The 18,452-nt window shown below is 68.4% G+C and carries 14 protein-coding genes; 8 read left to right on the top strand and 6 right to left on the bottom strand.

Annotated features, from left to right (window positions below):
• Positions 1–696: 696 nt before the first annotated feature.
• Positions 697–4,230, bottom strand: a complete 3,534-nt coding sequence (locus ACQVDU_RS01650; RefSeq protein ID WP_443476122.1) for a UvrD-helicase domain-containing protein — start codon at positions 4,228–4,230, stop codon at positions 697–699.
• A complete protein-coding gene (locus tag ACQVDU_RS01645) occupies positions 4,227–7,370 on the bottom strand; it encodes an ATP-dependent helicase (RefSeq protein WP_443476121.1) in 3,144 nt (1,047 codons plus the stop codon). Before ACQVDU_RS01645 ends, ACQVDU_RS01650 begins: the two co-directional genes overlap by 4 nt.
• Positions 7,371–7,467: 97 nt before the next feature.
• On the opposite strand from ACQVDU_RS01645, the gene ACQVDU_RS01640 reads away from it, so the two are divergent.
• Positions 7,468–7,692, top strand: coding sequence for a DUF3107 domain-containing protein (locus tag ACQVDU_RS01640; RefSeq protein WP_195691794.1), 225 nt, complete (start codon positions 7,468–7,470; stop codon positions 7,690–7,692).
• A 15-nt stretch (positions 7,693–7,707) separates the two neighbouring features.
• Here the strand turns inward: ACQVDU_RS01640 and ACQVDU_RS01635 are convergent, their stop codons facing one another.
• Positions 7,708–8,427, bottom strand: a complete 720-nt coding sequence (locus ACQVDU_RS01635) for a ferritin-like fold-containing protein (protein ID WP_443476120.1) — start codon at positions 8,425–8,427, stop codon at positions 7,708–7,710.
• Between the two features lie 182 nt (positions 8,428–8,609).
• Here ACQVDU_RS01635 and ACQVDU_RS01630 point away from each other — a divergent pair, with 182 nt between their 5' ends.
• The gene (locus ACQVDU_RS01630; RefSeq protein WP_443476119.1) at positions 8,610–10,049 is read left to right on the top strand and encodes a DEAD/DEAH box helicase; all 1,440 of its coding nucleotides are present in this window, start codon (positions 8,610–8,612) and stop codon (positions 10,047–10,049) included.
• A gap of 100 nt (positions 10,050–10,149) precedes the next feature.
• Positions 10,150–10,587, top strand: coding sequence for an SHOCT domain-containing protein (locus ACQVDU_RS01625; RefSeq protein WP_292735855.1), 438 nt, complete (start codon positions 10,150–10,152; stop codon positions 10,585–10,587).
• Between the two features lie 171 nt (positions 10,588–10,758).
• On the opposite strand, the gene ACQVDU_RS01620 is transcribed toward ACQVDU_RS01625, so the two are convergent.
• Positions 10,759–11,622 carry a PHP domain-containing protein gene (locus ACQVDU_RS01620; protein ID WP_443476118.1) on the bottom strand — a complete coding sequence of 288 codons (864 nt, stop codon included), beginning with the start codon at positions 11,620–11,622 and terminating at the stop codon, positions 10,759–10,761.
• 83 nt (positions 11,623–11,705) lie between these two features.
• Between ACQVDU_RS01620 and ACQVDU_RS01615 the strand changes: the two genes are divergently transcribed.
• The gene (locus tag ACQVDU_RS01615) at positions 11,706–12,728 is read left to right on the top strand and encodes an endonuclease/exonuclease/phosphatase family protein (RefSeq protein ID WP_443476117.1); all 1,023 of its coding nucleotides are present in this window, start codon (positions 11,706–11,708) and stop codon (positions 12,726–12,728) included.
• A gap of 32 nt (positions 12,729–12,760) precedes the next feature.
• Positions 12,761–14,179 carry an aminopeptidase P family protein gene (locus tag ACQVDU_RS01610; protein WP_443476116.1) on the top strand — a complete coding sequence of 473 codons (1,419 nt, stop codon included), beginning with the start codon at positions 12,761–12,763 and terminating at the stop codon, positions 14,177–14,179.
• Positions 14,180–14,195: 16 nt separating this feature from the next.
• Here the strand turns inward: ACQVDU_RS01610 and ACQVDU_RS01605 are convergent, their stop codons facing one another.
• Positions 14,196–14,885 carry a general stress protein gene (locus ACQVDU_RS01605; RefSeq protein WP_443476115.1) on the bottom strand — a complete coding sequence of 230 codons (690 nt, stop codon included), beginning with the start codon at positions 14,883–14,885 and terminating at the stop codon, positions 14,196–14,198.
• 103 nt (positions 14,886–14,988) lie between these two features.
• On the opposite strand from ACQVDU_RS01605, the gene ACQVDU_RS01600 reads away from it, so the two are divergent.
• The 3 genes from ACQVDU_RS01600 to ACQVDU_RS01590 are packed head-to-tail and all read left to right on the top strand — an operon-like array spanning position 14,989 to position 18,006.
• Positions 14,989–16,269, top strand: a complete 1,281-nt coding sequence (locus ACQVDU_RS01600; RefSeq protein WP_300590951.1) for a magnesium transporter MgtE N-terminal domain-containing protein — start codon at positions 14,989–14,991, stop codon at positions 16,267–16,269.
• A complete protein-coding gene (locus tag ACQVDU_RS01595; protein ID WP_292708512.1) occupies positions 16,269–16,838 on the top strand; it encodes a DUF1003 domain-containing protein in 570 nt (189 codons plus the stop codon). The genes ACQVDU_RS01600 and ACQVDU_RS01595 overlap by 1 nt, the downstream gene beginning before the upstream one ends.
• Positions 16,839–16,857: 19 nt before the next feature.
• A complete protein-coding gene (locus ACQVDU_RS01590) occupies positions 16,858–18,006 on the top strand; it encodes a P-loop NTPase (protein ID WP_443476114.1) in 1,149 nt (382 codons plus the stop codon).
• Here ACQVDU_RS01590 and ACQVDU_RS01585 read toward each other — a convergent pair.
• Positions 17,999–18,391: a Sec-independent protein translocase TatB gene (locus ACQVDU_RS01585; RefSeq protein ID WP_331791415.1), complete on the bottom strand. Its 393-nt coding sequence runs from the start codon at positions 18,389–18,391 to the stop codon at positions 17,999–18,001. The genes ACQVDU_RS01590 and ACQVDU_RS01585 overlap by 8 nt on opposite strands.
• Positions 18,392–18,452 lie beyond the last annotated feature (61 nt).

The raw sequence follows: 18,452 nt of genomic DNA, 5'->3' as shown, positions 1-18,452 counted from the left end.
CCTCCCCGTGTCGTGGGCTCGCGAGGCGGGCTTGGTCATTCGTTCGGCGGAGCAGGTCAGAGACGAAGCATCGCGCCTCGTCGACCGGGCCGAGCACACCAAGAGGATGCCGCGCGCCCTGGTGTCGAGGTGGCGTCGAGCAATCGCCGACGATGACCTCTGGCGCTTCGAACCGACCGTGGTCCTCGGCGGCGCGTCATCCTCCAGCTTCTTCCTCGCCGATCAGGGCGGGGTTCCCACCGTGGTCGGCGTCGCCGATTGGCACGCCGTCGCGGTCGGCGATCCGGCAGTAGACCTGCAGTGGCTGGCTTCGGCACCCGCCGCGGCCGGCGATGTCCTGGACGCCTACATCGCCGCAAGCAGCCGAGCCCCAGACGGCCTGCTGCGCTCCCGAGCTCGCCTGCACGCAGAGCTCGAGTTCGCGGCGTGGCTCGTGCACGGCCACGACGCTGACGATCGCGCGATCGTGGCCGACGCCGAAGCACTGCTCTCGTCACTGGCCGACACCGTGGGTGGCGACGATCTGGTTGTTCGGACGACGTCGGGTATGGACGATGCCATGGCGGTGCTGGGTCGCGTTCCCGACACGTCGGCAGCGCTCGCTGATACCGAGGCGCAGCTCGCAGACACGTCGATGCACACCGACGCGTACGATCCCGAAGAACTCGCGATGTGGCTCCCCACCGAGGACGACGCTCAACTCAACGAGTCGTCCGACACGCCCGACCCCGATGGTGACTTGCCCGCAGCGGATGACGAGGCCGTGCCCGTGCTCGAAAACGAGCGTGAGAGTGCTGCGACGCCCGACCTCGTCACGGCTCCCATCATCCTTCCGGCGACAGCCTCGTCGGCACTGTTCGGGTCCGAGGATGGTTCTGACGCCGACGAGCCGGCCCGCGCCGCGCGCGCGGCGTTCCAGAGGTGGGCAAGCTCCGGTTCCGAGTAGACCCGGTCGGAGCGGATCGTGAGATCGTCGGCGACGTAGTACAGCACGACATCGATCTCGTCCAGGGGCACGCCCGTTCGCTTGTGATAGGCGAGGCGATACAGCGCGAGCTGCAGCATCCGGTTGCTCCGGTCGGCTTCCGATCGCGGCGGGGCACCGGTCTTCCAGTCGACGATTTCGATCCTTCCGCCGCGATCCTCACGCCGGTAGACCGCATCGAGCTTGCAGATGACCTGCTCCACCCCCGTCGCACCGCGCAGCGACATGTCGATCTCTGTCTCCACCTCGATCGGAGCGAGCCCCGCCCATTCGGAGCGCAGGAATGTCTCCTGGAGCCTGGTCAGGGCCGCGTCCTCTGATTCCGCGGCGCTAGCGTCGTCGCTGCCGAGGTCGATGCCCTCGTCGTCGAGGTCGAGCTCCCACAGCGCATCGTCCAGGGACGACCCGCGGCCCGTCTTGCCCGACCGGGACTCGACCCAGGCATGGAAGCGCGTCCCGAGGGTCGTCGCGCGGTATGGCCGTTCCGGCATGGGACGGACGAAGTCGTCAAGCGCAGCGCCGGCATCGACGACGAAGTCCTTGAAGCGTGAGGCAGCGACCCGGCGGGGTCCCTCGCTGGCGGCACGATGCAGCGCGGCACGCTCGTCGCGTTCTGCCAGCAACTGCACAATCTCGGGATCGATGTCCGGCTCGATGTCCGGCTCGATGGAGGGCTCTGTCTGCCACCGATCCAGAATGTGTCGCACTCGCTGCGCCGCGCGATGGACCCGGTCGGCGCGTGTCCCGAGCGGGTCCATGGGCCAGGTCACCGCGGGCCCACGGCGGTCCTCGTAGGGATTCGCGCTGTCGTCAGTCGAGCCGGTGGATTCCCACCCCAGGGCGGCGCCGATCTCATCGAGGAAGACGCTGGGAGCGCGCTGGTCGCGCTGCCCTCCCCACCGCGAGCCGGTCAACAGCAGATCACTGCGCGCCCGGGTTACTGCGACGTAGGCCAGCCGTCGCTCCTCAGCGGCGAGGTGATCTTTGACGGACGCCTTGAACTGCGTGATCGCGCTCCGTAGCGCCTTTCGGTCCGTCGCCTCCTCCCACGCGAGCGCCGGAAGTGCGGCACGATCACCGCGGAACCGGTAGGGCAACGTGCCGTACCCCATCCATCCCTGCGTCGACCGGGGCCGCGCCGGCAGTTCGTCCTGCACCATCCGCACAACCGCGACCGCGTCCCACTCCAATCCCTTGGCACCGTGGATGGTGAGCAGCTGAACGACGCCCGGCTCGGGCGGCTCGGTTCGCGGCATGAGCTCGTCCGTCTCTTCGGCATGGTCAAGCCACGCGAGCAGACTCGAGAGTGACCCCCGCTCGTCAACGGCGAGGAATCCCTGGATCTCGTCGAGGAACGATCGCAGCTGCGCAGTGGCAAGACCTGCCGGGCCGCGAGTCTCGTTCGCCGCGAGTTCAATATCGAGCAACAGTTCGCGTTCTATTGCTCGGATCACTTCGGGGATCGGACCACCGAGCACACCGCGCAGGCGATGAAACATGCCGGATGCACCCCGAAGTCGCTCGACGCCTTCGGGGCTGACCTCTGAGAGCAGTGCGCTGCCTGGCCGCAGCGATCGGATCCTGTCGAGCGCGTCGACGATCGATGCCTGTTCGTCGGGCCCGACCGAGTCCCGCATCCGTGCGAGTACCTCCGGTGCAAGCGGAGTGAGATCGGCCCCGCGCCGCGCAAGGGTGTCTGCGAGCCGGCGGAGGGCTGCCAGGTCCGACAACCCCACCCCGAAGCGCGGACCCGACAGGATGCGGATGAGCGCGGACCCCTGACGCGGATCGTCCAACACGCGCAGCACGGCGACGACGTCAACGACCTCGGGAGTGGAGAGCAGCCCACCGAGACCCAGGATGCGGTGAGGGATCCCCCGCTCTGCAAGCGCGTCGGCGAAGACCGTCATGTGGCGCTTGGTGCGGAAGAGGATGGCACCCGAATGAGCATCGCCGCCCCGACCTCTGAGTGCTTCCTCATGCTCGGCGCGCAACCGTGCGAAAAACGTCGCAACCTCTGCAGCTTCGTCATCGATCGTGTTCGCATACACGTGCCCCACGTGACCGGCGGGCGCCCCAGGCCGAGGCTCGAGGGGCGGGATCTGGATGCCGCGAGCGCCGTGGTCGACAATGAGCGCATTGGCAGCATCCAGAATGAGCGCGTCGTTGCGCCAGCTGGTCATGAGGGCCACGTTCGTGCAGGCGGTGGTGCGGGCGAACGCTGCGGGGAAGGACGCGAGGTTGTCTGCGCTGGCGCCCCGCCAGCCATAAATCGACTGATGCGGGTCGCCGACCGCCATGACCGCACCGTCGGCGAACAACTCGGCGAGCAGTTGGGTCTGCTGAACCGAGGTGTCTTGATACTCATCGAGCAGCACAACGCGGTACTGACCTCGCACCTCGTCCGCAACCGATGGTGCAGCTGTCACGATCTGGAGGGCACCCGAGACCTGGTCTGCGTAGTCGACGGTTCCCTGGGCAGCCTTTGCCCGCGTATAGTCACGGACAAGCCCGGCAAGAAGAGGAAGAGCGCTCATCGCCGTGTGGAACTTCTCGATGTCGCCGGGGGATGCCAAGGCCGGGTTGCAGGCTGGCTCGATGGTGCGCGCGACACGGTCGCCGAACGCCGCCAGCTCGTCGAGGTCGACGCCGTGATCCAGAACCTCACCGGAGAGCCGCTGCAGGCTGTCGACGACAGTGCCGAACCGGTCCTCACGGTCGGCGAGCCGTGGATCGCGCGAGGAGATCACAATGCGCCGCGCGAGCAGCCAGGATGCCGAGGGGCTCAGCAGCGCAGCATCGGGGTCGCGTCCGATCCTGGCGCTGTGCTCGCGCACGAGCGAGTCCGCGAACGCGTTGTAGGTAGACACGCGTGGGCGAAGAAGCAGGTGTTCGGCATCCATCTGGGTCGCCGACTCGATCCTGCCCGCGCGGGTCAGAGCATCAATGCGGGCGAGCCGCCGATCGATCCGCTCGGCAAGCTCGCCCGCGGCCTTGCGTGTGAAGGTCAGGCCGAGGATCTCGTCGCGGCGGACGATGCCGTTGACCACGAGCCACACGACCCGCGCCGCCATCGTTTCGGTCTTGCCGCTTCCGGCGCCCGCCACCACGAGGACGGGAGACAGCGGCGCCTCGATCACACGCTGCTGCGGCTGGGTGGGCGGGGGCAGCTCGAGAAGCTCAGCGATCTGCAGTGACGACAGGCGGGCCGCAGGGTGCGCGCCGCCTGATGTGAGCGCGGTCACGGGGCACTCACCGGCTTGACGGTATGAAGGCGGCACACCGCGAAGTGATCGTCGTTGCAATGCGCGTCGGGGTACGCGGTGAAGCTGTCGGCAGCCATCGCCTCGGCATCCGCGACGATGCGGTGAAGCAGTGCGGACCGGGTGTCAGCGTCCAGCGGCAGTTGTTGCGCCATCCGGTAGTCGGAGCCCTTGAGCGTCTTCGAGAGCACCAGCAGTCGAGCTCCCACGAGCTGGCCCTGCTCAGCCCCAGGCACCGCCCCGGCTCCCACGGCGAGTTGATAGGCCGCCAACTGCGCGTCGGTCGCCACCTTGTCATCCGAAACGCGCGCCTCGGATCGCCCTGTCTTGAGGTCGATCACGGCAACGCGAGGGTCGGCATCCTCGAGCCACCGCTCGACGCGATCGATCGACCCGCTGATGATCGCGATGGTTCCCTCGGGAGGCGACCCCGGCGCGCTGATCGCCTCGACGTACGGCCCGTCGCTGCCTGCGACGACCGCGATACGAAAACGCGCTTCGGCACCGGCCACTTCTCCCCCGCGCGCGGCGAATTCCCGCAGGTAGCTCGCCAGCCGGCGTGTAAGAGTCGTAGCCCACTGGCGTTCTTGTTTGGAAAGCCAGTCGGCTTCGAAATCGAGCTCGCCCCACCGCTCTTCAACGATGGCATCGAGGAGTTCGAAGGTCCCGTCGGGAGCGGTCTCCATCGCAGCATGCAAGATCGTACCGAGGCCCGCCGAGAAGGTTCGCGAGTCACCGCCGAGCTCCCGAATCGCCCAGTCCAGCCCGCACTCCTCGAACGCCTCCACGCGCGACGGCGAGATAGAGACAGGCGCGCGATGCAAATCATGGATGCCACCCTCCCCCGTGCGCGCGGTCACGCCATACCACGACGCGGGGTCGGCACCGGGCACCCCTGCCCGAGCCAGCGCGGCCAGCTGCGTTGCGGCGTGCTCCGCGACAGCGGGGTCTGTCGTCTCGACGAGCGTTCGGCGGAAGCTGGCAACGGCACCGCGGAGGGTCAGCGGATGCCGATCCGAGCGGCGCGGCGGCGGTTCCGGCAGGTACGAGAACAGGGCGCTGGGTGCCTGGTCCTCGTCGTCCACGGCGGTCACGAGGAGGCGCGAGCGAGCACGCGTGAGCGCGCGCTCGAACAATCGCAGCTCCTCATGCAGCACGCTGCGCCGGCGGTCGAGAACGTCAAGAGCTAGCGGCGTCCCGCCGTGACGCCAGACTTCGGACTCGTCGGCGAGGCGCCAGCCATCGAGAAGGCTCCCGCGCAGCCGGGTATTCGGCCAGATGCCGTCCTGGACGCCGGCGATCACGACCGCCTCGAACTCCCGACCCAACGAGCCCGCCGGGGTCAGAATCTCGACGACACCCCGGCGCTGCGCGGCTGCGAGAGAGTCCTCCGGCACCTCGCTGCCGAGGATGTCGGCAAAGAACCTGGCGGGGTCTTCATCCTCACGCTCGGCCGATCGCTTGGCCGCCGCGAACAGTGCGACCAAGGCATCCAATGACCGGGTAGCGTCAGCTCCCTCCGCCCCGCCCAGGCGCGCCCGCTCCCGCCACGGCCCTGCCAGCTGCGACCTGTCCCACGCCACCCAGAGCAGCTCATGCGCCGAGTCGCCGCGGGCCGCGCCGGCATGGATCTGCGCAAGTGTCTGTGCGAGGCGATGAGCAGTGCGTGCCTGCGGCGTGTCGATCAGAACCAGGGCGGCGGGCTCAGCCATCGCCTCGGCGAGCAGCTCGGAGGCCGCGCGTCTGCTCTCCCCCTCGAATTCGTGTGCCCGCAGCACAGCACGCAAGCGCCGCAATCCGATGGCGTCGAGGCCACCAAAGGGCGAGGTCAACGCCGCAGCCACCTCGTCGGCAGGTCGCTCGGCGGGGGCCATCATCCCGAGACGCACCAGATGCAGCAGTCCCCGCACCGCGGGTTCTTCTCCGAGCGGTCGTGCCGCGCTGGCTGCGCGCGTCGGAACCTCGCGCGCCGCCAGCTCAGCCGTCAGCCTCGCGACCTGGCGCGTGTCGTGCGCAATGACGGCGAGCTCGCCCCACGGTAGGCCCTCCGACAGGTGCCAGGAGCGCAGTGTCCGCGCAATCGCGTCGAGTTCCTCGTGCGGAGAGGCTGCCCACATCGTCGAGATCTGGCCGGTTTCGCCCGCGGCGTCGGTAAGCTCGGCATCCGGCGCAAGGCGGTGCTCGACCGCGCCAGCCGTGCCGATCGATCCCGCGACGGTTCGGGCAACCCGCACGAGATCGGGTCGGCTTCGATGCTGACGTCGCAACACGTAGCGATCGGCGAACATCGATGTCAACCGGGCGAAGGTTTCGGGGCCGGCGCCCCGGAATGCGCCGGATCCGACGTCGGGATCCCCGAACGCGAGCACGGCGACTCCTCGCGCGTGTGCAGCCTCCAGGAGCGCCACCGCACCCCAGCTGAGCTCTTGAACATCGTCGACCATGAGAACGCGTTGCGCAGTGGCGTCGCCACCGCGCAGCAACGCATCGGTTGCTTCGCGAAGCACCTCGGCGGGGTCGCGATGGGCGGGGCGCAGGCGGGAGAGCACGTACCGGTACTCGCGCCAGAACGAGCCTGCCGCGGACCACACCGCGTTGGCACGGTCCGCCCCCAGCCGCTCGAGGTCGTCGGGCGAAAGGCCCAATTCGGTCGCGAGCGCGAACAGAGCACGCAGTTCCGACCGGAAAGCCCGAGAACGTCGCACCGCTGTGCCCAGAGACTCCGGCCACCGGGATGACCCCTCCTCGGCGTCAGCCTCATCGCCCTCGAGAAGATCGGCGATGACGGCATCCTGATCAGGAGCGGTGAGAAGCTGCGGAAGCGGATCGCCGGCCGCCACGGCGCGCGAGCGCACGAGCTGGAAGGCGAACGACGCGATCGAACGTGCCAAGGGGCCGGGCGTTGCGATGTCGAGGTCGGCGGTGACCCGATCACGCAGGTCGGTTGCGCTCTGGCGCGTGGGCGTCAGGATCAGCAGATCGTCGGGGAGCACCTCGCCGACCCGAAGGAGCCGGGCCGCCCGCTCGAGAATCGCGGATGTCTTGCCCGTGCCCGCTGCGCCAATCACCAGTCCGCTCGCATCTGCCGGCAGCGCGACGACCTGTGCCTGCGAGCGATCCATAACGACGACGCTACCCAGCCCCGACGACATCACGGTGTCGTAGAGTTGCCATGCACCTACGGCACCGGTCGCACGGGCGCATGAGAAAGGCAGGAACGTGGAGATTCGCATCGGCATCACGAATTCGGGTCGCGAGCTGAACTTCGAGACGAACGATTCTGCCGCTGACGTGCGCCAGTCCGTTGCCCAGGCCCTGGACTCCGGCGCGACGCACGTCACCTTCACCGACGTGCGCGGCAACGCCTATATCGTTCCCACCGCAGGACTTGCCTACGTTGAGGTCGGCACCGAAGAGGCTCGCCGGGTCGGCTTCGTCGCCTGATCAGATCCGAGCGGACTACGCGGCAAGCCCGAGGTCGTCCATCCGTCGGGAGTGCGCTGCCATGAGCTGCGTGAACACCGGCTCGACCTTCTGCTCGTCTTGCACCTGAAGCTGCTTGGGTCGTAGCGCCGCTCGCGCGACCAACAACGTGTCCCCCACCAGGCGCCGGCCCCACATCGCCAGCAACGAGCGCCACTCGTCGTCGCTGTCGATCGTTTCGGTGAGAATCTCGACGACCGCCTGACGGTCGGCATCCGCACCGAGAATGCGCGCGACGCGACGCCCGGTGTCTCCGTAGCTGGCAGCGAGCGCAAGGTAGAAGTCGTCGAGCATGCCGGCGATGATGTGGACCGACAGCATGGTCTCCTGCGGGCGCACGCCGTGGGTGGCGCGGCGGAACTGATCGAGCGGTTCCCGGAAGGGCAGCATCAGCGCGGTGGGATCATCTCCTCGATCACGGATGACGTCGACAAGAGCCTCGTGCTTGGTCAGTGCCGCCCCCGCAGCTCGCGACAGCGCTTCCTTCTTCTCGAGCGACGGCGTCATGGCGATGAGCTCACTCAGAGTCTCGAAGAACCCGAGCTGCAGATAGGCGGCCTGGCCGAGGAAGACGTCAATGTCGGGAGCGAGCTCTTCGAAATCGACGCGATGCGCGTCGCCGAAGTCGCCCCGAGACCGCAACGACAGCGTCGCGGCCAGCGGACGGCTCTTTCGCCAAAACTTCCAGTCGACCACGCACACAGCCTAGGGCCAGCACGGGGCGACCCGCCGGGCGAGGCCGCTCCGAGGGGTCATCCAGCGCTCGCCGATAGACTGAGGCAGTCTCCGGCGTAGGCCCGGAGCCCCGCGCCTGCGGCTGAGTGAAGGGCGTGGATCCGGAACCAGCGGCAGCGCAGGCTGCCAGACAGGCTTTTATCGTGACGACTTTCGCCGACCTCGGCGTAGATCAAGACATCGTCGATGCGCTCGCCGAGCGCGGCATCGTGGATGCATTTCCCATCCAGGAACAGACCATTCCCCTAGGCCTTCCCGGCCAGGACATCATCGGCCAGGCAAAGACCGGCACCGGCAAGACCTTCGGTTTCGGCATCCCGGTCGTGCAACGACTCGGACTCGACCCCGAACACGGCGTGAAGGCGCTCATCGTGGTCCCCACCCGGGAACTCGCCGTCCAGGTCTACGAAGACATCGACATGCTGACCAAGAACCGGTCGACCTCGGTGGTCGCCATCTACGGCGGCAAGGCTTACGAGGGTCAGATCGAGCAGCTGAAGGCCGGCGCGCAGATCGTCGTCGGCACTCCGGGTCGACTCATCGACCTCGCCGGGCAGCGCCTCCTGGATCTGTCGAACGCGACCGAAGTTGTGCTCGACGAAGCCGACAAGATGCTGGATCTCGGGTTCCTTCCCGACATCGAGAAGATCTTCCAGCGCGTTCCCGCCGTCCGCCACACGCAGCTGTTCTCGGCGACGATGCCCGGCCAGATCGTGACCCTGGCACGGCGCTTCATGAGCAACCCCATCCACATCCGGGCGACCGACCCGGATGAAGGGCTCACCCAGGCCAACATCCGTCACCTCGTCTACCGCGCGCACTCGCTCGACAAGGACGAGGTCATCGCCCGCATCCTGCAGGCAGAGGGCCGCGGCAAGACTGTCATCTTCACCCGCACCAAGCGGGCAGCGCAGAAGCTCGTCGACGAGCTGCAGGACCGCGGATTCTCGGCGGTGGCGGTGCATGGCGACATGAGCCAGGAGGCCCGCGAGCGCTCCATGGCAGCGTTCAAGGCCGGCAAGAAGGATGTGCTGATCGCCACGGATGTCGCAGCCCGCGGCATCGACGTCGACGACGTGACGCACGTGATCAACCACACCATCCCCGACGACGAAAAGACCTATCTGCACCGGGCAGGCCGCACTGGCCGCGCCGGGCGCACCGGTATCGCCGTGACCTTCGTCGACTGGGACGACCTGCACAAATGGGCCCTCATCAATCGCGCGCTGGAGTTCGGTCAGCCCGAGCCGATCGAGACATACTCGTCGAGCCCGCACCTCTACACCGATCTCGACATCCCCGAGGGGACGAAGGGTCGCATCGTGACCGCGCCGCGCACCGAAACCGTCTCGACGGTGGAGGGCGGGTCATCGAACGGACGGTCCGGATCGCGTCGTCGTCGCTCGCGCGGCGGCTCGTCAGGCGCGTCGGGCTCGAGCGCGTCGCAGGGTTCAGCGGAAACGCCGACGCGCACCGCCGACGGCGCAGGCACGCACGACGGTGGTGGCGCCGAGCACCGCGACGGCACCACGACACCACGTCGCCGACGCCGGCGCCGGGGGCCTCGCCCCGACGCAGCCTGATCTGCGCCCAACGACGCGGGCGTTGCTCTCGAAACGAGACACCCGACAGCGCTAAGGTGATGGCTGCGGCATGGCGCCGCGAAAACCCCGAAAGGCTGTCATGCGATTTCTTGAAGCTGTGACGACGGGATACGAGTACCAGGGATTCTGGGGCTCGTTCTGGGACATCATCTGGTGGTTCCTGTGGATCTTCGTCTTCGTTGCGTACCTGTTCGTGCTGTTCGCGATCATCGGCGACCTCTTCCGTGACCACAAGCTCAACGGTTGGTGGAAGGCCGTCTGGATCATCTTCCTGCTCTTCCTCCCCTTCATCACGGCGCTGGTCTACCTCATCGCGCGCGGCCGCGGCATGAGCGAGCGCTCAATGAAGGAGGCCGAGCAGATCAAGCAGGCCCAGGATGCCTACATCCAGTCGGTCGCCGGTGGCGGGGCCAAGCACAGCCCGGCCGAGGAGATCGCCCGCGCCAAGGCGCTCCTGGACGCCGGCACCATCTCACAGGCCGAGTACGACCAGCTGAAGGCCAAGGCCCTCGGCTGATCCGACGCTCACGCGAAGCGCCCCCGTCTCTTCTTGAGGCGGGGGCGCTTCGCTGTGCGCGAGAGGTTCGGCATCCGAACCTCGCAGAATCGCGCGAACCTCGCAGGATTCTGAGCCGAAAGTGCGGAGTTGGCGCGATTCTGCGACGTTGGCGTGGCGCGCGCCACGCGCTCAGGGGTAGACCGGCGCACTGCCGTGCCCGGCGGCGAGGATGCGCTCGACCATGGCGGGGGCTGTCGTGTGTTCGCCCGGCACATTCGGCTTGCCGAGGCCGTGATAGTCGCTCGAGCCGGTCACGATGAGGTCGCGCTCGGCGACCAGCTGTTCCAGCTCGCGGATGCCGGCAGCGGTGTTGTCGCGGTGGCCGAGTTCGAAGCCGGCAAGCCCCGAATCCAGCATCCGGTTCACGAGCGGCGCGGGGAACGGGCCCGCGCGCCCGGCGGGGTGGGCGAGGATCGGGACTCCCCCGGCTGCGACGATGAGCCGGACCGCGGTGACCGGGTCGGGGGCGAACAGAGCGACGTAGTAGGGGCTCCGCGGGCTGAGGATGCTGCGGAAGGCCTCATCGCGATCCTGCACGTGTCCACGAGCGACGAGCGCGTCAGCGATGTGGGGGCGACCCACGGTGGCACCGTCGGAGGTCTGCGCGAGGATGTCTTCCCACTCGAGGTCGAAGTCGCGGGCGATGCGATCGGAGATCATCCGGGCACGCTCAAGCCGGGACGTCCGCACCCGCTCGGTCATCGCCCGCAGCTGCTCGTCGTCGGGGTCGAAGAGGTACGCGAGCACATGAACGCTGCGCCAGTCATCACGCGCCGACATCTCCATACCCGGAACGAACATCATGCCGAGCGATGCCGCAGCCTCCGCGGCCTCTGCCCAGCCAGCGGCGGTGTCATGGTCGGTCAGGGCGGCAATGCGCAGGCCGTGACGATGCGCCGCCCGCATGACGTCAGCCGGCGCGTCAGTCCCATCTGACTGCGTCGAGTGGAGATGCAGGTCGGCGGGTCCCTCGAAAAGCCGCTCGTCGTCCACCGTTTGAGCCTAGCGCCGCACGCACAGCTCACCGCGGCGCGGCTCCTACCTATCTCTCAGACCGCTGGCATAGGCTCACGCACGTGCGTCGGGCTCTGGGGATCCTCGTTGCGGTGATCTGGATCGCCGTGGTCGCGGTGCTCACCGCTCCCGACTTTTTCCGGGTCGAGCGCCTCGCACCGATCGCGCAGATCATCGCCTTCCGCGGCGTGATCGTGCTCGGTCTCGCGGCGGTCGGCATCCTCGCGCTGTTCGCTTCGTTCGCTCGTTCGATCCGCCCGCTCGCGGTCACCATCCTGATCGTCGCGCTGGTCGGTGTCGTCGCGAACGGGTCGGTCGTGCTGGGTCGCGGCATCGGCACAGAGGGCCTTCCTGCGAAGACCGACACCGCCATCCGCGTCATGACCTGGAACACCGCGGGACCCGCAACGTCGGCCGATGAGATCGCGCGGCTCGCGGTCGCGATGGATGCCGACATCGTCGCCCTTCCCGAGACGACCATCGAGACCGGCGAGCAGGTCGCAATCGAGATGCGTGAGCTCGGGCATCCGATGTGGGCACACCACGCGAAGGACCCGTCGACCCCGTGGGATGCCGGATCGACGACCCTGCTCATCACCCCGGACCTCGGCGATTACGCCGTGATCGAGTCGTCGGTGGAGGGCACGAGCACGACATCCACGGTGCCAAGCGCCGTCGCGATGCCCGTCTCGGGGGTCGGCCCGATCGTGGTGGCAGCACACGCCGTCGCACCCCGCGCCGACTACATGGAGGACTGGCGCGCAGACCTCCGCTGGCTCGGCGACCAGTGCGCCGCTGACAACGTCATCATGGCCGGCGACTTCAACGCGACGCTCGACCACTTCGGTGGACTCGGCGTCGATGGCGGCGAACTCGGACGCTGCCGGGATGCCGCGGCAGCCAGCGGCACAGGAGCCGTGGGCACCTGGAGCACGGCGTGGCCGCCACTGTTCGGGACCGCCATCGACCACGTCATGACAACGGGCGCGTGGACGGTGACGGGCTCGCTCGTCCTGTCGTCGGTTGACAGCAGCGGAAGCGATCACCGGCCGCTCGTGGTGCAGCTGGAGCCAGCCACCCCCTGACTCCCGAGATCCGCGCGTGCGAGACTGGGGGAATGAGCACGACCGGCGACAGCGAAGCCACGACAACGACTGCGGCGACCGAAAACAGCACGACGAACCGCAAGCAGCCGTTTCCGCAGGGCTTCCTCGACACGATCTCCACGGGCTGGGCTGAGCGCCCCGAGGCACTCCCCCCTGCCCGGTCGCGGGCCGTGTTCGCGGCACGACGCCGCGCCGCGCTGTCCGCCGCCTTCCCCGGCGAGCGGCTGGTCTTTCCCGCCGGTGAACTCAAGCAGCGCTCGAACGACACCGACTACCGGTTCCGGGCTCACTCGGCTTTCGCACACCTGACCGGGTGGGGGTCGGATGCCGAACCCGGCGCGATCCTCGTCATGGATCCACTTCCTGACGGCGGACACGAGGCAGTCCTGTACTTCCGCGAACGCGCCGACCGCACGACAGCGGAGTTCTACGCCGATGCATCCATCGGGGAGTTCTGGATCGGCCCCCGCCCAGCGCTTGCGGGTGTTGCGGCTGACCTCGGCATCCGCACCGACCACATCGCCGCGTTCGTCCCCGCCGACGGCGAGCGGGTCGTGGACGCCGACGCCGACCTCACCCGCACGGTCTCGGAGATGCGACTGATCAAGGATGAGGATGAGATCGCGCAGATGCGTGAAGCCGTGGCCGTGACCGCGGCAGGGTTCGACGACATCGTCGCCGACCTCCCCCGGATCATCGAGCACCCTCGCGGAGAGCGGATTGTCGAGGGCGTCTTCCACCTCCGTGCGCGCAGCGACGGCAACGGGGAGGGGTACGACACGATCGCCGCATCCGGACCCCACGCCTGCTACCTGCACTGGACCCGCAACGACGGCGCAGTGCTGCCGGGAGATCTGATCCTGATCGATGCTGGCGTCGAGCTCGACAGCCTCTACACCGCAGACATCACCCGAACGCTGCCGGTCAGCGGGACGTTCACGGAGGTACAGCGGCGCGTCTACGAGACCGTGCGGGAGGCCGCGGATGCCGCGTTCGCCGCTGCCCGCCCCGGGGTCACCTTCCGATCCATCCACGAAGCCGCGATGGGGGTCATCGCCGCCCGCACCGCGGAGTGGGGCCTTCTCCCGGTGACCGCTGACGAAGCGCTCGCTCCCGACACCGGTGGTCAGCACCGCCGGTACATGGTGCACGGAACCAGCCACCACCTCGGCATCGACGTTCACGACTGTGCGCAGGCCCGCCGCGAGATGTACTACGACGGCATCCTGCAGCCCGGAATGGTGTTCACGATCGAGCCGGGGCTGTACTTCCAGATCGACGACCTCACGGTGCCCGAAGAACTGCGCGGCATCGGTGTTCGGATCGAGGATGACGTCCTGATGACCGCCGAAGGCCCCGTGAACCTGTCGGCAGGGATCCCGCGCACCGCCGACGAGGTCGAAGCCTGGATCGCGCGCCTCGCGCGCTAGCGCAGGGAGCGTGCGGCTAGGCCTTGTCGTCGGCCCGAGGCGCCGCTTCCTGGTCGTGGTCGGCCCCGGTGTCGGGAGGGCCGGGCTCGGATGACGCGTCAGTCGCGGCTTCTGCCGCTGCCTCCGGCGGCGTCACGTCCTCGATCCGCTGACCGTAGCGCGGCGGTTCCTGAGGGGCAGCCGGCCGCTCGGGCGGCGGGGCTACCACCTGCGTGCGCGGCGCTGCCTGCGCTGCAGCCTGCGGGCCCAGCACCTGGCGTGCCCTGCCCGCACTGCTGGCGGCAACCGCGATGTCGTAGTGGTCGGCGACGAACTGCATGACCGACGCGAAGTCGCGACGGCGTCGAACGATGGCGAAGGTCAGCAGGCTCGCCAGCATCCCGATCGCGATACCGACGAACAGCACACCGACGAAGGCCTGGACCGGCACGTTCGGCATCCCGAGCACGAAGACGGCAGAAAACAGCATGCCCAGGAGAAGTCCGTTGATCGCGCCCGAGCGAGCAGCCGTCGCGTAGCCGAGGCGACCGGTGACCCGCTCCATCGAACGCAACCCTTGACCCACGATCGTGATCTCACGGGCGGGAATGTCTTCGGCGATGAGCTTGGACACCGCCTTCTGGGCAGCTTCGTACTTGTCGAAGGTCGCGACGGTCTGTCCGACGTCCTCGAGGTTGCGGGCGAACTGGCCCCCCATCATGCTCATTCGTTCATCCTCCCATGCCGGGTCTTGCCATCCGCTGAGTCGCCACGAATCGCCGCTCGTAACCACAGGAGGGCATGCCCGGGCGCGGGGCTACGCTGGACGGGTGAACACGCAGCGGGTCTTTGTCGCGCGCCTCTCGGGCTGCGCCGTCTTCGACCCTGCCGGCGACCGGCTCGGACGGGTCCGCGATGTCGTGGTCGTCTACCGCGCCGATGACCCACCGCGCGTCGTCGGGCTCGTGGTCGAGATTCCCGGCCGACGAAACGTCTTCGTCTCGATCGGGCGCGTCACCTCGATCGCCCCGGGGCAGGTCATCACTACCGGCCTCATCAACGTCCGCCGCTTCCAGCAGCGCGGTGGCGAGGTCCGGGTCCTCGCCGAACTCCTCGGTCGCCGCGTGTACTTCCGCGACGGGTCAGGCGAGGCAGTCATCGAGGATGCCGCGATCGAGCGGGACCGGCTCGGAGCCTGGGACATCGGCCAGCTGTTCCTGCGTCGTCCCCGCACCAGCGCTTCCCCGTTCACGAAGGGCCCGACCACGCTCGCCAGCTGGGAAGAGGTCACCGAGCAGCTCGATTCGACGCAGGAGCCGTCGGCCGAACAGCTCGTTGCGACCCTGAGCGAGCTGAAGCCCGCAGACCTCGCCAACACGCTGCTCGACCTTCCCGACGCCCGACTGCTCGAGGTCGCCGAGGAACTCCCCGACGACCGCCTCGCTGACGCGCTCGAAGAGATGCCCGAGGATGACCAGGCGCACATTCTCGAGCAGCTGGGTGACGAGCGTGCCGCCGACATCCTCGACGCGATGGAACCGGATGACGCAGCCGACCTTCTCGGACAGCTTCCGGCGGGCCGCAGCGAGGCGCTGCTCGATCTCATGGAGCCCGAGGAAGCCGAAGACGTCCGTGAACTCCTGAAGTACGGCCCTGACACCGCCGGCGGTCTCATGACGAGCGAGCCGATCGTGCTCTCCGCCGAAGCGACCGTCGCTGAAGCACTCGCGCTCATCCGCCGCCACGAGCTGCATCCGGCACTCGCGGCGTCAGTGTTCATTACCCTGCCCCCGTACGAAACGCCGACGGGCCGGTTCCTGGGCACCGTGCACTTCCAACGGATGCTGCGCTACCCGCCGCACGAGCGGCTCGGCTCCCTCATCGATGACACCATCGAGCCGCTGGCAGCCACCGCGACGGCAGCCGAGGTCGCCCGCATCCTCGCCTCGTACAACCTGGTATCGGTGCCGGTCGTCGACCAAGTCCACCGCCTGGTCGGTGTCGTCAGCGTCGACGACGTGCTCGACTACCTGCTGCCTGAGGACTGGCGCTCGCACTCGACCGACCAGCGACCGGTGTCGTTTCCCTGGACAGGGCCGGTGAAGCTGTGATGGCGCGCTCACCCCGGGGGCTGGACGCTCCCCGCGGTCGGTCGAGCATGCCGATTCGCAGTCGCACGCCCCAGCCCTCGCGGGATCGGTTCGGCCGAGCAACCGAGTGGATCGCCCGCAATATGGGCACCCCCTGGTTCCTGGTGGCTCTCACCCTGTTCTGCGTCGCGTGGATCGCGTGGAACACTGCGGCCCCCGAGAACCTGCGGTTCGATTCGGCAGCCAACGGCTTCACTGCCCTGACGCTCATGCTCTCACTGCAGGCCTCCTATGCCGCCCCCCTCATCCTGCTCGCCCAGAACCGGCAGGACGATCGCGACCGCGTGCAGATCGAGCAGGACCGTCAGCGCGCAGAGCGGAACCTCGCCGATACGGAGTACCTCGCGCGCGAGATCGTGGCCTTGCGCATCGCCCTCACCGAGGTGACCTCGGAGGTCGTGACCCGTGACACACTGCGCGCCGAACTGAAGTCGCTGTTGAGAAAGCTCGACGAACGCGCCGAGCAGCAGCCCACCGACGCGGTGCCCTCCGCGGGCCCGACGCTCCCCCACGAGGGCCACTCGGCATGATTCGCAGCGGAGACGTGCGGTGACTGCCGCAGACGAGGTCGCGCGCGCCGTCGGCTCGGTGATCGATCCGGAATTGCGCCGCCCGATCGGTGAGCTCGGGATGGTACGGGGCGCGCGGGTTGACGATGGCGCGGCGTGGGTCGACATCGCTCTCACCGTCGCCGGATGCCCCGCCGCCGCGCGCATCGAATCCGACGTTCGCGCCGCGGCCCTGTCAGTCCCCGGGGTGGCGTCAGCGGAGATCGCGGTCGGGGTCATGGATGCCGACGAGCGGGCCCGCCTCACCGAGATGCTGCGCGGCGGACGCCCGGCCCGGTCGATGCCGTTCGGGCCCGACTCCCTGACCCGCGTGATCGCCGTGACGAGCGGCAAGGGCGGTGTCGGCAAGTCGACGCTGACCGCGCTCCTGGCGACGACCCTGGCAGCGCGCGGTCTTCGCGTCGGGCTCATCGACGCCGACGTCCACGGGTTCTCGATTCCCGGCATCCTGGGTCTTGTCGGACCCGACGGAGCACCCCCGCAACCGACCCGGATCGATGACCTCATGCTTCCTCCCGTCGCGCACGGGGTGAAGGTGATCTCGATCGGAATGTTCCTGCGACGCGGTTCGGGAGAAGAGCCGCTCGGCGCCGTGGCGTGGCGGGGCCCGATGCTGCACCGCACCGTGCAGCAGTTCCTCACCGACGTCCACTTCGGTGACCTCGACATTCTGCTGCTGGACATGCCACCGGGAACGGGCGATGTCGCGATCTCCGTCGGCCAGCTCCTGCCCCACGCCGAGGTCATCGTGGTGACCACGCCCCAGCGCGCAGCCGCTGACGTCGCGATCCGCTCAGGGCTCGTTGCGCGGCAGACAGGACAGCGCGTGCTGGGGGTCGTCGAGAACATGGCGCCGCTGACCCTCCCCGACGGCACGGTGCTCGATCTGTTCGGCTCCGGCGGCGGCGAGCTTGTCGCCCAGGCGCTGCAGACGGATGCCGAACCTGTCCCGCTCCTCGGCTCGATTCCTCTGAGTCAGGGCGTACGGGCATCCGGCGACGCCGGCGACGTGCACCTCGTGACGGATGCCGCTGACCCTGCCGCAGCGGCGATTGAAGCTGTCGCGGAGGCGGTCCTGGGCTCCGGGCGCGGACTGTCGGGCCGCCCCCTCCCGATGCGCGTCAGGTAGCTTCGGCGTCGAACGGCGGGATCTCACCCACCGCCAGCGGCGGTGCCTTCGTCGACGTCGTGGTCGCTCCAGCAGCGGCCCCGGCCGCGGCCATCGTCGCGGACTGAGGCTTGACGGGCGGCGTCGGCGGGTCATCCAGCAGTGCCTCACGGATGATGCGACGCGGGTCGTACTGCCGTGGATCGAGCGTGCGCCAATCCACGTCGTCGAAGTCCTCGCCCATCTCTTCTTTGACGCGCGAGCCGGCGGAGCGGGCGAAGTCACGGGCTCGGCGCACGAACTGTCCGAGAGCTGCTGCGTAGCGGGGAAGCCGCTGCGGACCGATGATCATCCCGGCGATCAGAGCGATCAGCAGAAGCTTCTCGATCGTGATCCCGTTGAACATGGGTCAAGATTACCCCTCGCGCCTCAGCGAGATTCCGGCTGCGCGCCCGTAGGCTTGCCCC

This window comes from Microbacterium sp. F2 (assembly GCF_052274505.1).
GTDB lineage: Bacteria > Actinomycetota > Actinomycetes > Actinomycetales > Microbacteriaceae > Microbacterium.
This window is presented reverse-complemented; position numbering and strand designations above follow the sequence as displayed.